We start from the raw sequence: 14,380 nt of genomic DNA on the forward strand, positions 1-14,380 counted from the left end.
TTTGCGACTATCGCGGGTGCACCGGTCAGGACGCTGACTCGGGCAAGACATCGGAGACATCGACATGAGCGAGGCGATTTTCTGTTTCGACACGGCGACGGTGAGGTTCGCGATTTATCCCCAGGGAAGACAAGGCCCGCGCATCATCGCCGCCATCGGCGAAAACCCGCTGCGCGACCTGTTCGGCGCGACGGGCGGCGGCGAGACGCTGCTGCGCGCCTACGAGGCCCACGCCGCCCGCATCAATGCCCGCGCGCTGGAGCGCCACCGCGCGAATCCGTGCAAACCGGTGGTGTTGGAGACGGCGGATTTCGAGATCGCGGAGCATCCGGAGTCCGTCTTCTAGAGGGGGCCAAGCCGGCGCATCCCAGGGAACTGTATATTCATACAGATTCCCCAAATGCCCTCCGACCCACTGACTTCACAGCCCGCCGATCAGCCCGCCACCGGGGCAGGCACGGTGTCGGTCCGGGCACTCTGCGCCTTCGCCGCTAAGGCCGGCGACCTCGATCTGCGTTTCGTCCCGGTGCCGAGCGCCCAGGAGGGGCTGGCGGGTCATCAGCTGGTGCAGGCCCGGCGCGGCGCCGGCTACGAGAGCGAGTTGAGTCTTTCCGCGTGCTTCGGCTGCCTGCGGGTGCGCGGACGCGCCGACGGCTACGACCCGCATCGTCGCAGGCTCGAAGAGATCAAGACCTTCCGTGGCGACTTCGACGCCATCAAGGCCAACCATCGCGCCCTGCACTGGGCGCAGGCCCGGACCTATGCCCACATGCTGTGCGAGCGCGATGCGCTCGACCGCATCGAGGTCGCGCTGGTCTACCTCGACCTCGCGACCCAGCAGGAGGTGGTGCTGGACGAGACCTGGACGCGCGAGGCCCTGCGCGAGAGCTTCGAGGCGCTGTGTGCCCGCTTCGTTGCCTGGGCCGAACAGGAGGCCCGCCATCGCGCGGAGCTCGACGCGGCGCTCGGCGCGCTGGACTTCCCGCACGCGGGATTTCGGCCGGGGCAGCGCGAGCTGGCCCACGCCGTCTACCGTGGCGTCGGCGCCGGCCGCCATCTGCTGGCCCAGGCGCCCACCGGCATCGGCAAGACCGTGGCCACGCTGTTCCCGCTGCTCAAGGCGCGGCCGGCGAAGAAGCTCGACAAGATCTTCTTCCTCACGGCCAAGACCTCCGGCCGCGCGATCGCCCTGAACGCGCTGCGCGCGCTGGGGCGCGACGGGCCGGCGCCGCCGCGCGTGCTCGAACTCGCGGCGCGCGAGAAGGTGTGCGAGCATCCGGGCAAGGCCTGTAACGGCGATGCCTGCCCGCTCGCGCGCGGCTTCTATGACCGCTTGCCGGCGGCGCGCGCGCAGGCGGTGCAATCGGCCTGGCTGGACCGCGCGGCGCTGCGGGACATCGCGCTCGCGCACGAGGTCTGCCCCTATTTCCTGGCGCAGGAGCTGGTGCGCTGGTGCGACGTGGTGGTCGGCGACTATAACTACTACTTCGACGGCAGCGCCTTTCTCTTCGCGCTGATGAAGGACGAGGAATGGCGCGTCGCGCTGCTGGTCGACGAGGCGCATAACCTGCTGGCCCGCGCGCGCGGCATGTACAGCGCGCAACTGGACGCCGACACCCTGGGCCGCGTGCGCGCCAAGGCACCGCCCGTGGTCAAGCGCTCACTGGGCCAGCTGGAGCGCGAATGGCAGCTGCTGCAGCGCGACCAGCTGGCCGCCTACCAGGCGCGGGACGACATTCCCGAACGATTCGCCCGCGCGCTGCAGGACACGGTCTCGGTGCTGGCCGATCACTTCACGGCCCAGCCCGAGGATGCGCAGGGCGCGCTGCAGCAGTTCTTCTTCGACGCGCTTCATTTCGCCCGCCTGGCCGAATCCTTCGGCAAGCATTCGGTCTTCGAGGCCACCCTGGGCGAGGGTGATGCGCGCGCCCTGGCGATCCGCAACCTGCTGCCGGCGCCCTTTCTCGAAGCCCGCTTCGCCGGCTGCGTGTCGGCCGCCTGCTTCTCCGGAACGCTCGCCCCCTTTTCCTTCTATCGCGACACGCTGGGCCTGCCCGAAGACACGGCGACCCTGGACGTGGGCTCGCCCTTTCGCAGCGAGCAGCTGCGGGTGCGCGTGGCGATGGACCTCTCGACGCGCTACCGCGACCGCGCCGGGTCGCTGGGGGCGCTCACCGGGATCATCGCGGCGCAGTTCGCGCAGCGGCCGGGCAACTATCTCGCCTTCTTCAGCAGCTTCGAATACCTGGCCAGCGCATCGGAGGCATTCGCCGCGATGCACCCGCATGTGCCGCTGTGGGCGCAGTCCCGCGGCATGCGCGAGGCGGAGCGCGAGTCCTTCCTCGCGCGCTTCGTGACGGGCGGCCAGGGCATCGGCTTCGCGGTGCTCGGCGGTGCCTTCGGCGAAGGGATCGACCTGCCGGGCGACAGGCTGGTGGGCGCCTTCGTCGCCAGCCTGGGCCTGCCGCAGCACAACGAGCCGAACGAGGTCATGCGCGAGCGCATGGAGGCGCTGTTCGGCGATGGCTACGAGTACACCTACGTGTATCCCGGCCTGCAGAAGGTGGTGCAGGCGGCCGGCCGCGTCATTCGCACCGAAGAGGATGCGGGCGTGCTCTACCTGCTGGATGAACGCTTCGCGCAGCGAGAGATCCGCGACCTGCTGCCCGGCTGGTGGCGCATCGAGCCCCTGTTCGCGCGCTGATCGGCCCCGCCGTGACGCACCCGCGCCGGACGCCACCGACGCCCGGCGCGGCCGACTTCCTACCCGCGGCACAAGGCGCGGGCGCACTATCCGGGACCTCGAATCATTGCAAGGAGCTGCCATGCCCAGAGGTGACAAGTCGTCCTATACGGACAAGCAGAAGCGCGAGGCCCAGCACATCGAGGAAGGCTACGAGAAGCGCGGAGTCGGCAAGGGCGAGGCCGAGCGGCGCGCCTGGGCCACCGTGAATGCCGAGACCGGCGGCGGCAAGAAGAGCGGTTCCGGCCGCGGCAAGGCGGAGAACCATGCGCCCGCGCACAAGGGCGGGCGAGTGGGCGGGGCCGCCTCCGCGTCGCGCAGCGCCGCGGCCCGCTCCGCTTCGGCGAAGAAGGCGGCCGCGACGCGCAAGCGCAACGCCGAGCATCGCGGCTGAGCGCGGGGCCGGCGAGGCGACAGGGCGTTCAGCTCATCGGGGATTCCTGGCGCTGCGCCAGCGCTGCCACCTGCTGCTCGATCGCGAACAGGCGCTCGTTGAGGATCGCCGTCTGCAGGCGGAGCGCCTCGATGATGGCGCGGGTCTGCGGATCGGGCGTGTTGGTCGACAGCACGTGCATTTCATGCAGCTTCTTGCGCAGTTCGTTGCTCATGGGGACTCCATCGGGTCGGTGGCCCCCATCGTAGGCTGCAAAGCGCCGTGCCGCCAATAGCCTGATCCGATAGGATTCACCTACCGGCGCCATGTGTGGTGGCGCGAAGGGGGTTGTTCCGATGGCGACATTCCTGGTGGTTCATGGCGCCTGGGCCGCGGCCTGGGCCTGGAAGAAGATGCGGCCCCTGCTGTGCGAGCGCGGGCACGAGCTGTTCACGCCCACGCTCACGGGCCTCGGCGAGCGCAGCCATCTGGCCCACCCGGACATCGATCTCGAAACCCATATCGCCGACGTCCTGGGCGTGCTGGAGTTCGAGGACCTGCGCGAGGTGGTCCTTGTCGGGCACAGCTATGGCGGCATGGTCGCCACCGGCGTGGCGGACCGCGCGCACGAACGCATCGCCCAGATCGTGTACCTCGATGCCTTCATTCCCCGCGATGGCCAGGCGGTTGTCGACCTGGGCGGCGACAAGGCGCGCGAACGCCTGGACGAGGCCGCGCGTGCCGGGGGGGACGGCTGGCGCCTGCCGACCCAGCCGATGCCGCCGGACACGAGCGAGGCCGACCTGGCATGGGCCAACCCGCGCCGCCGGATGCAGCCGCGCAAGACCTTCGAGCAGCCGCTGGCGCTGACCGGCGCGGTGGAGAGGCTGCGCCGGACCTACATCTATTGCACCCGCTTCGGCCAAGGCGACGTGTTTCGGCAGTTCGCCGACCGGGTGAAGGCGGAGCCGCGCTGGCGCTACGAGGACCTCGACGCCAGCCACAACCCCCACATCACGATGCCGGAAACGCTTGCGGCGCTGTTTCATGACATTGCCGGCGACACGCGGACCCGGTGATGAATGTCAGGCGGCGGGGCGGGCTCGCCGCAGCCCCTCGCTCATCGCATCCACGATGCCTGCGTTGGCGGCATCGCGCAGCCGCACCACGCCCACGGGCGGCAGGTTCCACTGAAGCCTCTGCGGCAGCACGCGCGCGCCGCTGGCATCGGCGACTTCCTGCGCGATGTCGTCGGGCAGGATGGTGACCGCATCGGCCATGCGCCTCAGCACCGACACCAGCGTGTTGTGCGCATAGGCTTCCAACAAGGGCACGGGGACCGGCTGCCCCGCCGAGGCGAAGATGGAATGGATCATCTGCCGGATGGGCGTGTCCGCCGGCGGAAAGATCCAGCGCAAGGACACGAGGGCCTCCCAGTCCAGCCCGCGCCGCGCAAGCCTGTCGGCGGCGGCGTGTGAGACCACGAGGCGCGGCTCCTGGTTGTAGAGAAGCTGCTGCACCAGCCCGGCTTCGGCGCTGGCCGGCGTGAAGCGGCAGATGGCGCAGTCGAGCGTGCGCGCCTGCACAGCCTGCAGAAGATTGTGGGTGGTGGCCTCTTCCACGACGAAGCCCATGGGCGGCTGCAGCGCGAGCAGGTGCTGCCAGAGCGCGTCCTGCGTGACGCGCGACAGAAAGGGAATGACGCCCAGGCGCAGCCGCCCCTGCAGTCCGGTGCGCAGGGCCGCAAGGTCCTGGCCGAGCGATGCCGCATCCGCCAGCGCCACACTTGCCCGGGCCAGCACCAGCGCGCCCGCGGGTGTGGGCTCGAGGCCGCGACGGCTGCGGGTGAACAGCGGCGTCTCGAAGACGTTCTCGATCTCGCCCAGCGCGCGCGTGATGGTGGGCTGGCTCAGGCCCAGTTGCCGGGCCGCGCGGCTGACGGAGCGTTGACGGTCGAGCTCGGCCAGGAGCGCGAAATGGCGCAGCTTCAGCCGGGCTGTCAGGTGTTGCAGGGTGGGCGCGGACATAGGGCCCATCCTAAGCAAGATCCATAGCAGCCAGTGCATGCGTGCATCAGGAAATATGCAGCCAGCGCTATCGAGGGTTCCTACACTGCCGGAATGTTCACGACCCGTCCTGAAATCGTCGGCACCCACGGGGTCGCCGCCTCTACCCATTGGCTCGCCTCGCAGACCGCCATGGGCGTGCTGGAGCGCGGTGGCAACGCATTCGACGCGGCAGTCGCCGGAGGCTTCGTGCTGCAGGTGGTGGAACCGCACCTCAACGGCCCCGGGGGTGAGGCGCCGATCCTGCTGTGGAGCGAGCGCGAGCGGCGCATGCAGGCCATCAACGGTCAGGGCTGCGCGCCCGCCGCGGCGAACCCGGCCGCCTTTCGTTCGCTGGGCTTCGAGCAGGTGCCGGGCATCGGCCTGCTGCCCGCGACAGTGCCGGGCGCCTTCGCCGCTTGGCTCACGATGCTGCGCGAGCACGGCACCTGGTCGCTGGCCGAGGTGCTGGCGCCGGCGATCGGCTACGCGCGCGACGGGTTTCCGCTGGTGCCGCGCGTTTCGCAGGCGATCCTGGCGGTGCGAGGCTTGTTTCTCGAACATTGGCACTCGTCGGCCGAGGTGTGGCTGCCCGGCGGCAAGGTGCCGCAACCCGGCGCGCTCTTTCGCCAGCCCGCGCTGGCCGTCACCTATCAGCGCCTCGTCGAGACCGCCGAGCGCGCGGCGGACGGCCGCATCGGCGTGATCGATGCGGCCATCCACACCTGGCACCGGGGCTTCGTCGCGAAGGAGATCGATCGCTACTGCCGGGAGACCGCCGTGCGCGACACCAGCGGTGAAGCCCACACCGGCCTGCTGAGCTACGAGGACATGGCCGCATGGACGGTCCGGACCGAAGCGCCGCTCACCATGGATTTCGGGCGCTACACGGTCGCCAAGTGCGGCTTCTGGAGCCAGGGCCCCGCTTTTCTCCAGCAGGTCGGCCTGCTGCGCCACGCGGGCCTCGAGGCGCACGCGCCCGGCACGGCGGGCTTCGTGCACCGCATCACCGAGGCAGCCAAGTTGGCGCTGGCCGACAGGATGGCCTGGTATGGCACCGCGCCGGGCGCGCGTGCCGATGCGCAGGGGGCCTTGCTGTCGGATGCGTATCTTCGCGAGCGGTGGGCGCAGGTCGACCCGCGACACGCATCTGCCGCATTGCGCCCGGGCCATCCTCTGGGCATCGCACCGCGCATGCCGGATCTGGACGTCAGCGCACGCACCCTGCGCACGGCCGACACGCGCTTCGGTGTCGGCGAGCCCACCTTCGCGGCATTGCCACCGATTGCCGAATGGGCCGACCGCGAGATCTTTGTCGGCGACACCTGCCATATCGACGTGATCGACCGGCACGGCAACATGGTTTCGGCCACCCCCTCGGGCGGCTGGCTGTCGTCGAGCCCCGTGATTCCAGCGCTCGGGTTCGCGCTCAACACGCGGCTGCAGATGACCTGGCTGGACGAGGGTTTGCCCAACGCCCTCGCGGCGGGCGTCGCGCCCTGCACCACCCTGTCGCCGTCGATGGCGTTGCGCGACGGCGAGCCCTACATGGCCTTCGGCACCCCCGGCGGCGACCAGCAGGACCAGTGGTCGGTCGGGTTCTTCCTGCGCCATGCGGTGCACGGCATGAACTTGCAGGAAGCCATCGATGCCCCGGCCTGGCACGTCAAGCACGCGCCCGGTTCCTTCTGGCCGCGACAAACCACGCTCAACATGCTCACGCTGGAGTCGCGCTTCGGCAGCGAGGTGTTCGACCAGCTCCGTGCGATGGGGCACGGCGTCCAGCCCGGCGATGCATGGTCCGAGGGCCGCATGTCGGCCTGCAGCCGCGAGCACGACGCGCAAGGCCGCCTGGTGCTGCGTGCGGCGGCCAATCCGCGCGGCATGCAGGGCTATGCCGCGGGCCGGTGATTCTTCTCTCTTCCTCCAAGGATTCATTCATGTTCAGACGCGCCCTCCGTTGCCTGTCCCCGCTGCTCTTCGCGCTCGCCGCGCAGGCTGCCTTTGCCGCCTATCCCGACAAGCCCATTACGCTGGTCGTGCCCTGGGCGGCCGGAGGCTCGACCGACATCCTAGCTCGCGCCATCGCCGAGCAACTGACCAAGTCGATGGGCCAGCCCGTCATCGTGGACAACCGCGTCGGCGCGTCCGGCAACATCGGCTCCAACTTCGTCGCCAAGGCCAAGCCCGACGGCTATACGCTGCTCGTGGGTTCGATGAGCACGCACGCCATGAACCCCTCGCTGATGCCCAACATGCCCTTCAAGGGCGCGGACGACTTCACGCCCATCGCGCTGGTGGCCAACGTCATCAACACAATGGTGGTCAATCCCTCGGTACCGGCAAAGAACCTGCGTGAGTTCATCGCCTACGCCAAGGCCAATCCGAACAAGCTGGCCTATGCCTCAGCGGGCGCGGGTTCCACCAACCACCTGAGCGCCGAGATGTTCAAGAAGGCGGCAGGCATCGAGATGCTGCACGTGCCTTACAAGGGCGGTGCGCCGGCCGTCCTCGACACCGTCGGCAACCAGACGCAGGTGCTTTTCTCTGCCGGCACGCAGACGCTGCCGCATGTCAAGACCGGAAAGCTGCGTCTCCTGGCCGTGACCGAGCCGAAGCGCTCCGCCCTGCTGCCCGATACCCCCACCGTCGCCGAAACCCTGCCGGGCTATGAGATCAGCGTCTGGTACGCCACTTTCGGCCCCGCGGGCATGCCGGCGGAACTGGTGACCCGCCTCAACACGGAGATCAACAAGGCCCTCGCCGTCCCCGAGGTGCGCGCCCGCATGGACTCGATCGGCGTCGAGCTGGTGAAGAGCACGCCCGAACAACTCGCCGCCACGCTGCGCAAGGACACCGAGCGCTACGACAAGGTCATCAAGGACCTGAACATCAAGCTGGATTGAGCCGCACCGCCATAATCATGCCGTCTTCCGATGCGGCGCCGGACGCGCCACGGTCCGTGCTGTCGCTCGCCGTGTGCGACCGGCTGTGCGATGCGCTGCCGGGCGCCGCCTCCTTCGAGGCCGCGCTGGCGCACATCGAGGCGGCACGCGAGGAGACGCTCGGCCGCGGGCTGCTCACGATCAACATGGACGCGACAACGCCGGAGGACCCGCCCGACGAAGTGCAGCTGCAGCGCCTCTGGTCTTCCGACGCGCTGGCCTACCCGGTGGCGGGTCGCAAGCGCAAGACGCCGACCGCCTGGACGCGGCAGCTTTTGCTGCGCGCCGAGGTCTTCATCGGCGAGGGCGACGCGGCCCTGGCCCAGGTGTTCGACGACCATGCGCGCATCGCTGCACTCGGGCTGCACGCCATCGTGAATGTGCCGCTGCTGGAAGACGGCCGCTGCGTGGCGACCTTCAACGTGCTGGGCGCGCGGCCGCGATGGCAGGCGCAAGAGATCGCCCTGGTGCGACTGCTCGCCTTGCTCGCCACTCCCTGGGTGCTCCAGGCGCGGCTCGACGCGATGCTGCGGCGCGTGCCCTGACCGCGCCCTCCGCCGCACCGGCTTTTCGCGTGCGGCAGGCGCATTTCGCGCCGGCATCGCCGCGTTTCGTCGCAAGCCGCTGGGCAAGGCGCCGCGCCTGCGGGATCGTCGGGTCTCCACTTCCAACGAGGCCCGTCCATGAAGAATCCCCTCGCCACGCTCCTGCCAGGCCCCACGGCCCACGCCTTGTGTGCTTTGCTCCTGGTTGCTCCGCTGGGTGCGGCCGCCGCTGATCTGCAGTTGACCGTCACCGACGGCCCCGCGACGCAGGCCACCTTGTACGTCGCGCTGTTCGACAGCGCCGAGGCCTATGCCGCCGACAAGGCGCTGGCCTCCCAGACCACGCCGTTGCGCGCGGGCGGCGCGCAGGTCGTCTTTCGCGGGCTGCCGCCCGGCCGCTATGCGGTGCGGATGTTCGCGGACGAGAACGGCAACGCGAAGCTCGACACCAACCTGATGGGCATGCCGACCGAGCGCTATGGCTTCTCGAACGATGCCATGGGCCAACGCGCCGCGCCGGCTTTCGACGCTGCGGCGATCGGCGTCGATGCCGATGTCAAGACCAGCGTCCATCTGCGCTGAGGCCGTCATGGAACGACGCGAACTCCTGCGCCTTCTCGTCTCGGCGGGCGCCGCCCCCTTCCTGAACGCGGCCCTGCCGGCGCTGGCGGGGGCCTCGGCGGACCCGGATGACTGGCAGGCCCAGTTCGAGGCCTCCAGCGCGCCGTGGAAGATCGGCTTCGTGACCCCGCCGGGCGACCTGCCGCGGGCGAGCGCCACGGTGCGCGGCCGCTTTCCCGACGCGGTTGCGGGCTCGCTCTACCGGATAGGCCCGGCCGGGCATGACCTGGGCGGCAAGCGCTACCGCCACTGGTTCGACGGCGACGGCATGGTGCAGCGGCTGGTGATCGAAGGATCGCAGGTGCATCACCAGGGCCGCTACGTCGCGACGTCCAAGCGGGTCGCCGAGCTGCGCGCCGGCCACCGCCTGACCGAAGCCTTCGGCACCGTGTTCGCGGACGTCGCGCCGCCGACATCGGCCGACAGCATCAACGTCGCGAACACCAGTGTGCTGCCGTTGCGCGGCGAAGTGCTGGCGCTGTGGGAGGGCGGATCGGCCACGCGCATCGACGCGCGCACGCTCGGCACGCTGGGCCTGAAGACCTGGCGCGCCGACCTCGCCGGCATGCCTTTCTCGGCGCATCCCAAGGTGGACTTGGACGGCACGATCTGGAACTTCGGCGTCGGCTCGGGCCTGGGCCTGCTCGCGCTCTATGAGATTGCCCCCGAAGGAACGCTGCGCCGCGCGGGCATGGTGCCGGTGGCCGAGGTGCCGATGGTCCACGACTTCGCCGTGACCGAGCGGCATCTTGTCTTCCTGATGCCGCCGCTGGTCTACGACGCCAAGCGCAAGGAGGCCGGCGCGAGTTTCCTCGACGCCCATGTGTGGCGGCCCGCGCTCGGCATGCGCGTGCTGGTGGTGGACAAGAAGGACTGGGAGAAGCGCCAGCTCCTCACGCTGCCGGCCGGCTTCCTCTTCCACGTCGGCAACGCGTGGGAAGAGATCACCGCGGGCGGCACGCTGATCCATGTGGACTATGTGCGCTCGGAGAATGCCGACTCGGTGTTCACCACGAATCGCGAGGTGATGCGCGGCCGCCGCGTGAAAAGCAGCGAGCCCCGGCTGACGGTGGCGACGCTGAATCTCGGCACCGGCGAGGCGACGCAGACGCCGCTGGCGGTGGATGCCGAGTTCCCTCGCATCGACCCGCGGCGCGTCGGCTTGCGGCACCGTGGCGTGGTGCATGCGACGCAGGGGATGCGGGAGATTCCGGGCTTCGGCGCGGTTGCGCGCACCGATGTCGAATCGGGTCGCACCGAACGCTTCGCCTACGGCGCGCAGGCGATCGCGGAGGAGCATGTCTTCGTGCCCGACGGCGCGGGGCCGGGCTGGATCCTCGGAACCGCGCTCGACCTGGCGCAAGGCAGGACGCTGCTGTCCTGCTTCGCGGCCGACCAACTGGCGGCCGGACCGGTCGCGCAGGCCACCCTGCCTTACGCCCTGCCTCTCGGGCTGCACGGAGCCTTCGTGCCGGCTTGAGCCGCGTGGGGGCGCACGGTTGGAGCGGCTGCGTCAGAATCCGCAGCTCGTTCCTTCCACGCACTTCCCATGAACCTCGCCGATTCCTTCGCGGACGTCACCCGTTTCGTCGCCATCCGCCGCGACATCCATGCCCATCCCGAGCTGGGCTTCGAGGAGCACCGCACGTCCGAGAAGGTGGCCAGGCTGCTGGAGGAATGGGGCATCGAGGTGCACCGCGGCATCGCCGGAACGGGCGTGGTGGGCGTGCTGCGCCGGGGCACCGGCGCGCGCAGCATCGGCCTGCGCGCCGACATGGATGCTCTGCCCCTGCACGAGGCCAACGAGTTCGAGCACAAGTCCATCCACGCGGGCCGCATGCACGCCTGCGGCCATGACGGCCACACGACGATGCTGCTGGCGGCCGCGTGGCACCTGGCGCAGAAGGGCAGCCAGTTCGACGGCACCGTGAACTTCATCTTCCAGCCCGCCGAGGAGATGGGCAAGGCCGGCGCAAAGAAGATGATCGAGGACGGCCTGTTCGACCGCTTCCCCTGCGATGCGGTGTTCGCGCTGCACAACTTTCCGGTCGGCGACGTCGGGCGCTTTGCGCTCAACGAGAGCGCGCTGATGGCCTCCAGCAACACCTACAGGATCACGGTGCGCGGCCGCGGCACCCATGCCTCGATGCCGCACACGGGCATCGACCCGGTCGGGGCCGTCATCGCCCTCGGGCAGGCGCTGCAGGCCGTCGTGCCGCGCAGCATCGCCAGCACCGAGCGCGCGCTGGTCGCGGTCACGCTGCTGCAGGGCTCGGACGCGCCCAATGTGATCCCCGACCAGGCAATGGTCGGCGGCACGGTGCGCACCTTCTCGATGGCCGCGCTGGACCGCATCGAGGAGCGCGTGCGCGCGCTGGCCAAGGGCATCGCAGAGGCGCACGAATGCACGGCCGAAGTGAGCTTCGTGCGCGCGTCGCCGCCGGTGGTCAACCATGCGGCGGAGGCACGCTTCGCAGCCGATGTGATGCGCGAGGTGGTGGGGAAGGACATGGTCACGGACGACTTTCCGGCGGTGATGGGCGCGGAGGACTTCGCGCACATGCTGCTGGCGCGGCCGGGCTGCTATGCCTTCCTCGGCAATGGCGACGGCGACCACCGGCTCGACGGCCACGGGCCCGGGCCTTGCATCATTCACAACACCTCCTTCGACTTCAACGACGAGATCATTCCGATCGGCGCGAGCTACTTCGTGAAGCTGGTGGAACGCTGGCTGCCGGTCGGCGCCTAAAGAAGCCATCACTCTCCCAACGACAACAAGAAAGCGGTCTTCACCATGTCCTCCCTGCTCTCCCGACGTTACCTTGCCGCGCTCGCGGCCATCGGCATGGCCCTGGGCGCCGCGCTCCCGGCGCACGCGCAGCGCGTGGTGCGCATCGTCGTGCCCTATGGCACCGGCGCCGTTCAGGACACGGTGGCGCGCGCCATCGGCAATGAACTGGGCGCGGCGCTCAATGCGAGCGTGATCGTCGAGAACCGGGCCGGCGCGGGCGGCACCGTGGGAGCGGCCGTGGTGGCCAAGGCACCGCCGGACGGCAACACGCTGGTCTTGGCGGCGGCCAGCCATCACATTGCGGGGCACCTCTATGCCAAGCTGCCCTATGACCCGCTCAAGGACTTCGTCGGCGTCGCGAACCTGGGCAATGCGGGCTACGTGCTGGTGGCGTCGAGCGGCATGAAGGTGTCGAACACGGCCGACTTCATCCGCGAGGTGAAGGCCCATCCGGGCAAGTACAACTACGCCTCGGCGGGCAACGGCAGCGCCACGCACCTGGCGATGGCGTCCTTTCTTTCCAAGGCCGGCCTGGAGATGACGCACATCCCGATGAAGTCGACCGGCGAGGCCGTCAACGAGCTGCTGGCCGGCCGGGTGGAGGCGATGATCTCGGCGAGCATCGGCGTGATCGGCTTCCAGAACGATGCGCGCATCAAGGCGCTGGCTTCCACCGGCAAGGTCCGCAGTCCCTTCCTGCCGAACCTGCCCACCGTCAACGAGAGCGGCCTGCCGGGCTACGACTTCGACTCGTGGATCGGCCTGCTGGCACCCTCGGCCACGCCGAAGGCGGAAGTCGACAAGATCAACGCCGCGGCGAACAAGGTGATGGCCGATCCGGTCATGCAGGATCGTTTCGTGCGGCTGGGCATCGAGCCGCGCACCAGCAGCGCGGCCGACTTCCAGAAGCTGCTGGCGGCCGACTGGGTGGCCATGGGCACGGTGGTGAAGGCCTCGGGCGCGAAGGTCGACTGACGGCCCTGCCCGCTCAGCCGTGGGGGCTCGGCGAGAGGCTCTTCAAGTACAGGTGGAGCGCGCGCACGTCGGTGTCGTTCAGCTCGCGCAGCGATCCGAAGGGCATCACCTTCACGGGCGTCCCGTCGGCACGCATGCCGGTCTTGAAGAGGCGCGCCAGGGCGTCCGCGTCGGCGTAGCGCGTCATGACCGTGCCCTCGCCCGGCGTCAGGTTGGCCGCCGGGGGCCAGTCGGGCGGACCGCCGGGGATCTTGCCGCCGTTGAGTTTCACTCCATGGCATCCCTGGCACATGTTCGCCACATAGGCGCCGTGCTTCACGCTCACGCCCTCGGCCACGGGCTGCTCGGGCGGCAGAGAGTGGTCGATCTTGTCGGCGGCGTCCTTGATCATTCCGAAGCCGTAGAGGACGCGCACGGGCAGCGGCAGTTCGAGAATGGGGCCGCCGCCTTCCGCCGGTGCGAGGTGGCGCACGTAGCCGACCAGCGCGGCGAGGTCGTCATTTGTCAGGCGGTTGTAGTCCTCGCTCGGCATGATCATGAGGGCATGGCCCTTCGGGTTCACGCCGTGCCGGATGGAGCGCTCCCAGTCCTGCGGGGTGTAGCCGGCGACCACGTTGCCGGGGCCGGGCGAGATATTGGGCCCGGCGATGCGCATGCCCTTGCCGTCGTCGATGATGGTCGCGCCGTTGCCCTTGGCGCCGTGGCAGTCGACGCAGCCGCGCGAGGCAAAGAGATAGCGGCCGCGCTCGAGCGCGGCGGCGTCTTCGCGCAAGGGCACCCCCTTGACGGCGATATCGACCTTGCGCTCCATCTTGTGGCGGGCCAGCTGGTCGCCGGCGAAGAGGGCGGCGGCCGCAAGAACGACCAGCGCGGCGACGGCGATGGCGATGCGCTTGAGCCAGCGCCGGGATGGGATCCTGCCTGTCGTTGCCATGCGACCTCCTTCGCGTGAGTTGTGGCGCCCGACACTTTACGGGCGCTGATGCCAGCCGCGCTATTTTTCTGCGGGCGCAGCCCGGCTCACGCAGGCGGGGCTTCGAGTGCGGGACAGTTCCAGCCCAGCAGCTCAGCCAGCCGTCGCACGATCCATTGCGCCTCCGCCGCCGAGACGCCGGCATCGGGCGAGTTCAGTCCGGCATGGATGCGCACCAGGATCTCGTCTTCCGAAGGCACTTCCACGTGATGCAGCAACTGCGCCTGTTGCACCAGGTGGCTGGCGAGGTCCTCGCAAACGTCATAGCGCGAACGCACGACGGTGATGCGCTCGCTCAGCCGCTGTCTCGCATCGGTGTAGACCGCGAAGAACGAGGGCGGGATGTCGATCTGGTAGTCGTCGGACATG

At 69.5% G+C, this 14,380-nt stretch carries 15 protein-coding genes; 11 read left to right on the forward strand and 4 right to left on the reverse strand.

Features of this window, described 5'->3' with window-relative positions; translation table 11 throughout:
- Window positions 1–64: 64 nt before the first annotated feature.
- From AC1DNF_RS21685 to AC1DNF_RS21695, 3 genes are all read left to right on the forward strand, one after another.
- Window positions 65–346, forward strand: coding sequence for a hypothetical protein (locus tag AC1DNF_RS21685; protein WP_478150690.1), 282 nt, complete (start codon window positions 65–67; stop codon window positions 344–346).
- A 54-nt stretch (window positions 347–400) separates the two neighbouring features.
- Complete coding sequence (locus AC1DNF_RS21690) at window positions 401–2,704, forward strand: ATP-dependent DNA helicase (RefSeq protein ID WP_478150691.1); 2,304 nt, start codon at window positions 401–403, stop codon at window positions 2,702–2,704.
- A gap of 121 nt (window positions 2,705–2,825) precedes the next feature.
- Window positions 2,826–3,137 carry a plasmid stabilization protein gene (locus AC1DNF_RS21695; protein ID WP_478150692.1) on the forward strand — a complete coding sequence of 104 codons (312 nt, stop codon included), beginning with the start codon at window positions 2,826–2,828 and terminating at the stop codon, window positions 3,135–3,137.
- 28 nt (window positions 3,138–3,165) lie between these two features.
- Here AC1DNF_RS21695 and AC1DNF_RS21700 read toward each other — a convergent pair whose 3' ends face one another.
- Entirely contained in the window at window positions 3,166–3,351 is a 186-nt protein-coding gene (locus tag AC1DNF_RS21700) for a hypothetical protein (RefSeq protein ID WP_478150693.1), read from the reverse strand.
- Window positions 3,352–3,472: 121 nt separating this feature from the next.
- Here AC1DNF_RS21700 and AC1DNF_RS21705 point away from each other — a divergent pair, with 121 nt between their 5' ends.
- Window positions 3,473–4,195: an alpha/beta fold hydrolase gene (locus tag AC1DNF_RS21705; RefSeq protein WP_478150694.1), complete on the forward strand. Its 723-nt coding sequence runs from the start codon at window positions 3,473–3,475 to the stop codon at window positions 4,193–4,195.
- 6 nt (window positions 4,196–4,201) lie between these two features.
- On the opposite strand, the gene AC1DNF_RS21710 is transcribed toward AC1DNF_RS21705, so the two are convergent.
- The gene (locus AC1DNF_RS21710; RefSeq protein WP_478150695.1) at window positions 4,202–5,143 is read right to left on the reverse strand and encodes a LysR family transcriptional regulator; all 942 of its coding nucleotides are present in this window, start codon (window positions 5,141–5,143) and stop codon (window positions 4,202–4,204) included.
- Window positions 5,144–5,236: 93 nt separating this feature from the next.
- Here AC1DNF_RS21710 and AC1DNF_RS21715 point away from each other — a divergent pair, with 93 nt between their 5' ends.
- The 7 genes from AC1DNF_RS21715 to AC1DNF_RS21745 all read left to right on the forward strand — a co-directional run bounded on the left by AC1DNF_RS21715 (window position 5,237) and on the right by AC1DNF_RS21745 (window position 13,038).
- Complete coding sequence (locus AC1DNF_RS21715) at window positions 5,237–7,072, forward strand: gamma-glutamyltransferase family protein (RefSeq protein WP_478150696.1); 1,836 nt, start codon at window positions 5,237–5,239, stop codon at window positions 7,070–7,072.
- 29 nt (window positions 7,073–7,101) lie between these two features.
- Window positions 7,102–8,067, forward strand: a complete 966-nt coding sequence (locus AC1DNF_RS21720; protein WP_478150697.1) for a Bug family tripartite tricarboxylate transporter substrate binding protein — start codon at window positions 7,102–7,104, stop codon at window positions 8,065–8,067.
- A gap of 17 nt (window positions 8,068–8,084) precedes the next feature.
- The gene (locus AC1DNF_RS21725; RefSeq protein WP_478150698.1) at window positions 8,085–8,651 is read left to right on the forward strand and encodes a GAF domain-containing protein; all 567 of its coding nucleotides are present in this window, start codon (window positions 8,085–8,087) and stop codon (window positions 8,649–8,651) included.
- A gap of 138 nt (window positions 8,652–8,789) precedes the next feature.
- A complete protein-coding gene (locus AC1DNF_RS21730; protein ID WP_478150699.1) occupies window positions 8,790–9,233 on the forward strand; it encodes a DUF2141 domain-containing protein in 444 nt (147 codons plus the stop codon).
- Window positions 9,234–9,240: 7 nt separating this feature from the next.
- Window positions 9,241–10,752: a carotenoid oxygenase family protein gene (locus AC1DNF_RS21735; RefSeq protein ID WP_478150700.1), complete on the forward strand. Its 1,512-nt coding sequence runs from the start codon at window positions 9,241–9,243 to the stop codon at window positions 10,750–10,752.
- Window positions 10,753–10,821: 69 nt separating this feature from the next.
- Complete coding sequence (locus AC1DNF_RS21740; RefSeq protein WP_478150701.1) at window positions 10,822–12,021, forward strand: M20 aminoacylase family protein; 1,200 nt, start codon at window positions 10,822–10,824, stop codon at window positions 12,019–12,021.
- A gap of 45 nt (window positions 12,022–12,066) precedes the next feature.
- Window positions 12,067–13,038, forward strand: coding sequence for a tripartite tricarboxylate transporter substrate-binding protein (locus tag AC1DNF_RS21745; protein ID WP_478150702.1), 972 nt, complete (start codon window positions 12,067–12,069; stop codon window positions 13,036–13,038).
- 13 nt (window positions 13,039–13,051) lie between these two features.
- Here the strand turns inward: AC1DNF_RS21745 and AC1DNF_RS21750 are convergent, their stop codons facing one another.
- Both AC1DNF_RS21750 and AC1DNF_RS21755 read right to left on the reverse strand, forming a co-directional pair.
- On the reverse strand, window positions 13,052–13,972 hold the full coding sequence (locus tag AC1DNF_RS21750; protein ID WP_478150703.1) for a c-type cytochrome: 921 nt from the start codon (window positions 13,970–13,972) through the stop codon (window positions 13,052–13,054).
- 86 nt (window positions 13,973–14,058) lie between these two features.
- Window positions 14,059–14,379 carry a hypothetical protein gene (locus AC1DNF_RS21755; RefSeq protein ID WP_478150704.1) on the reverse strand — a complete coding sequence of 107 codons (321 nt, stop codon included), beginning with the start codon at window positions 14,377–14,379 and terminating at the stop codon, window positions 14,059–14,061.
- Window position 14,380 lies beyond the last annotated feature (1 nt).

It is taken from the genome of Variovorax sp. 01T432 (assembly GCF_056398605.1).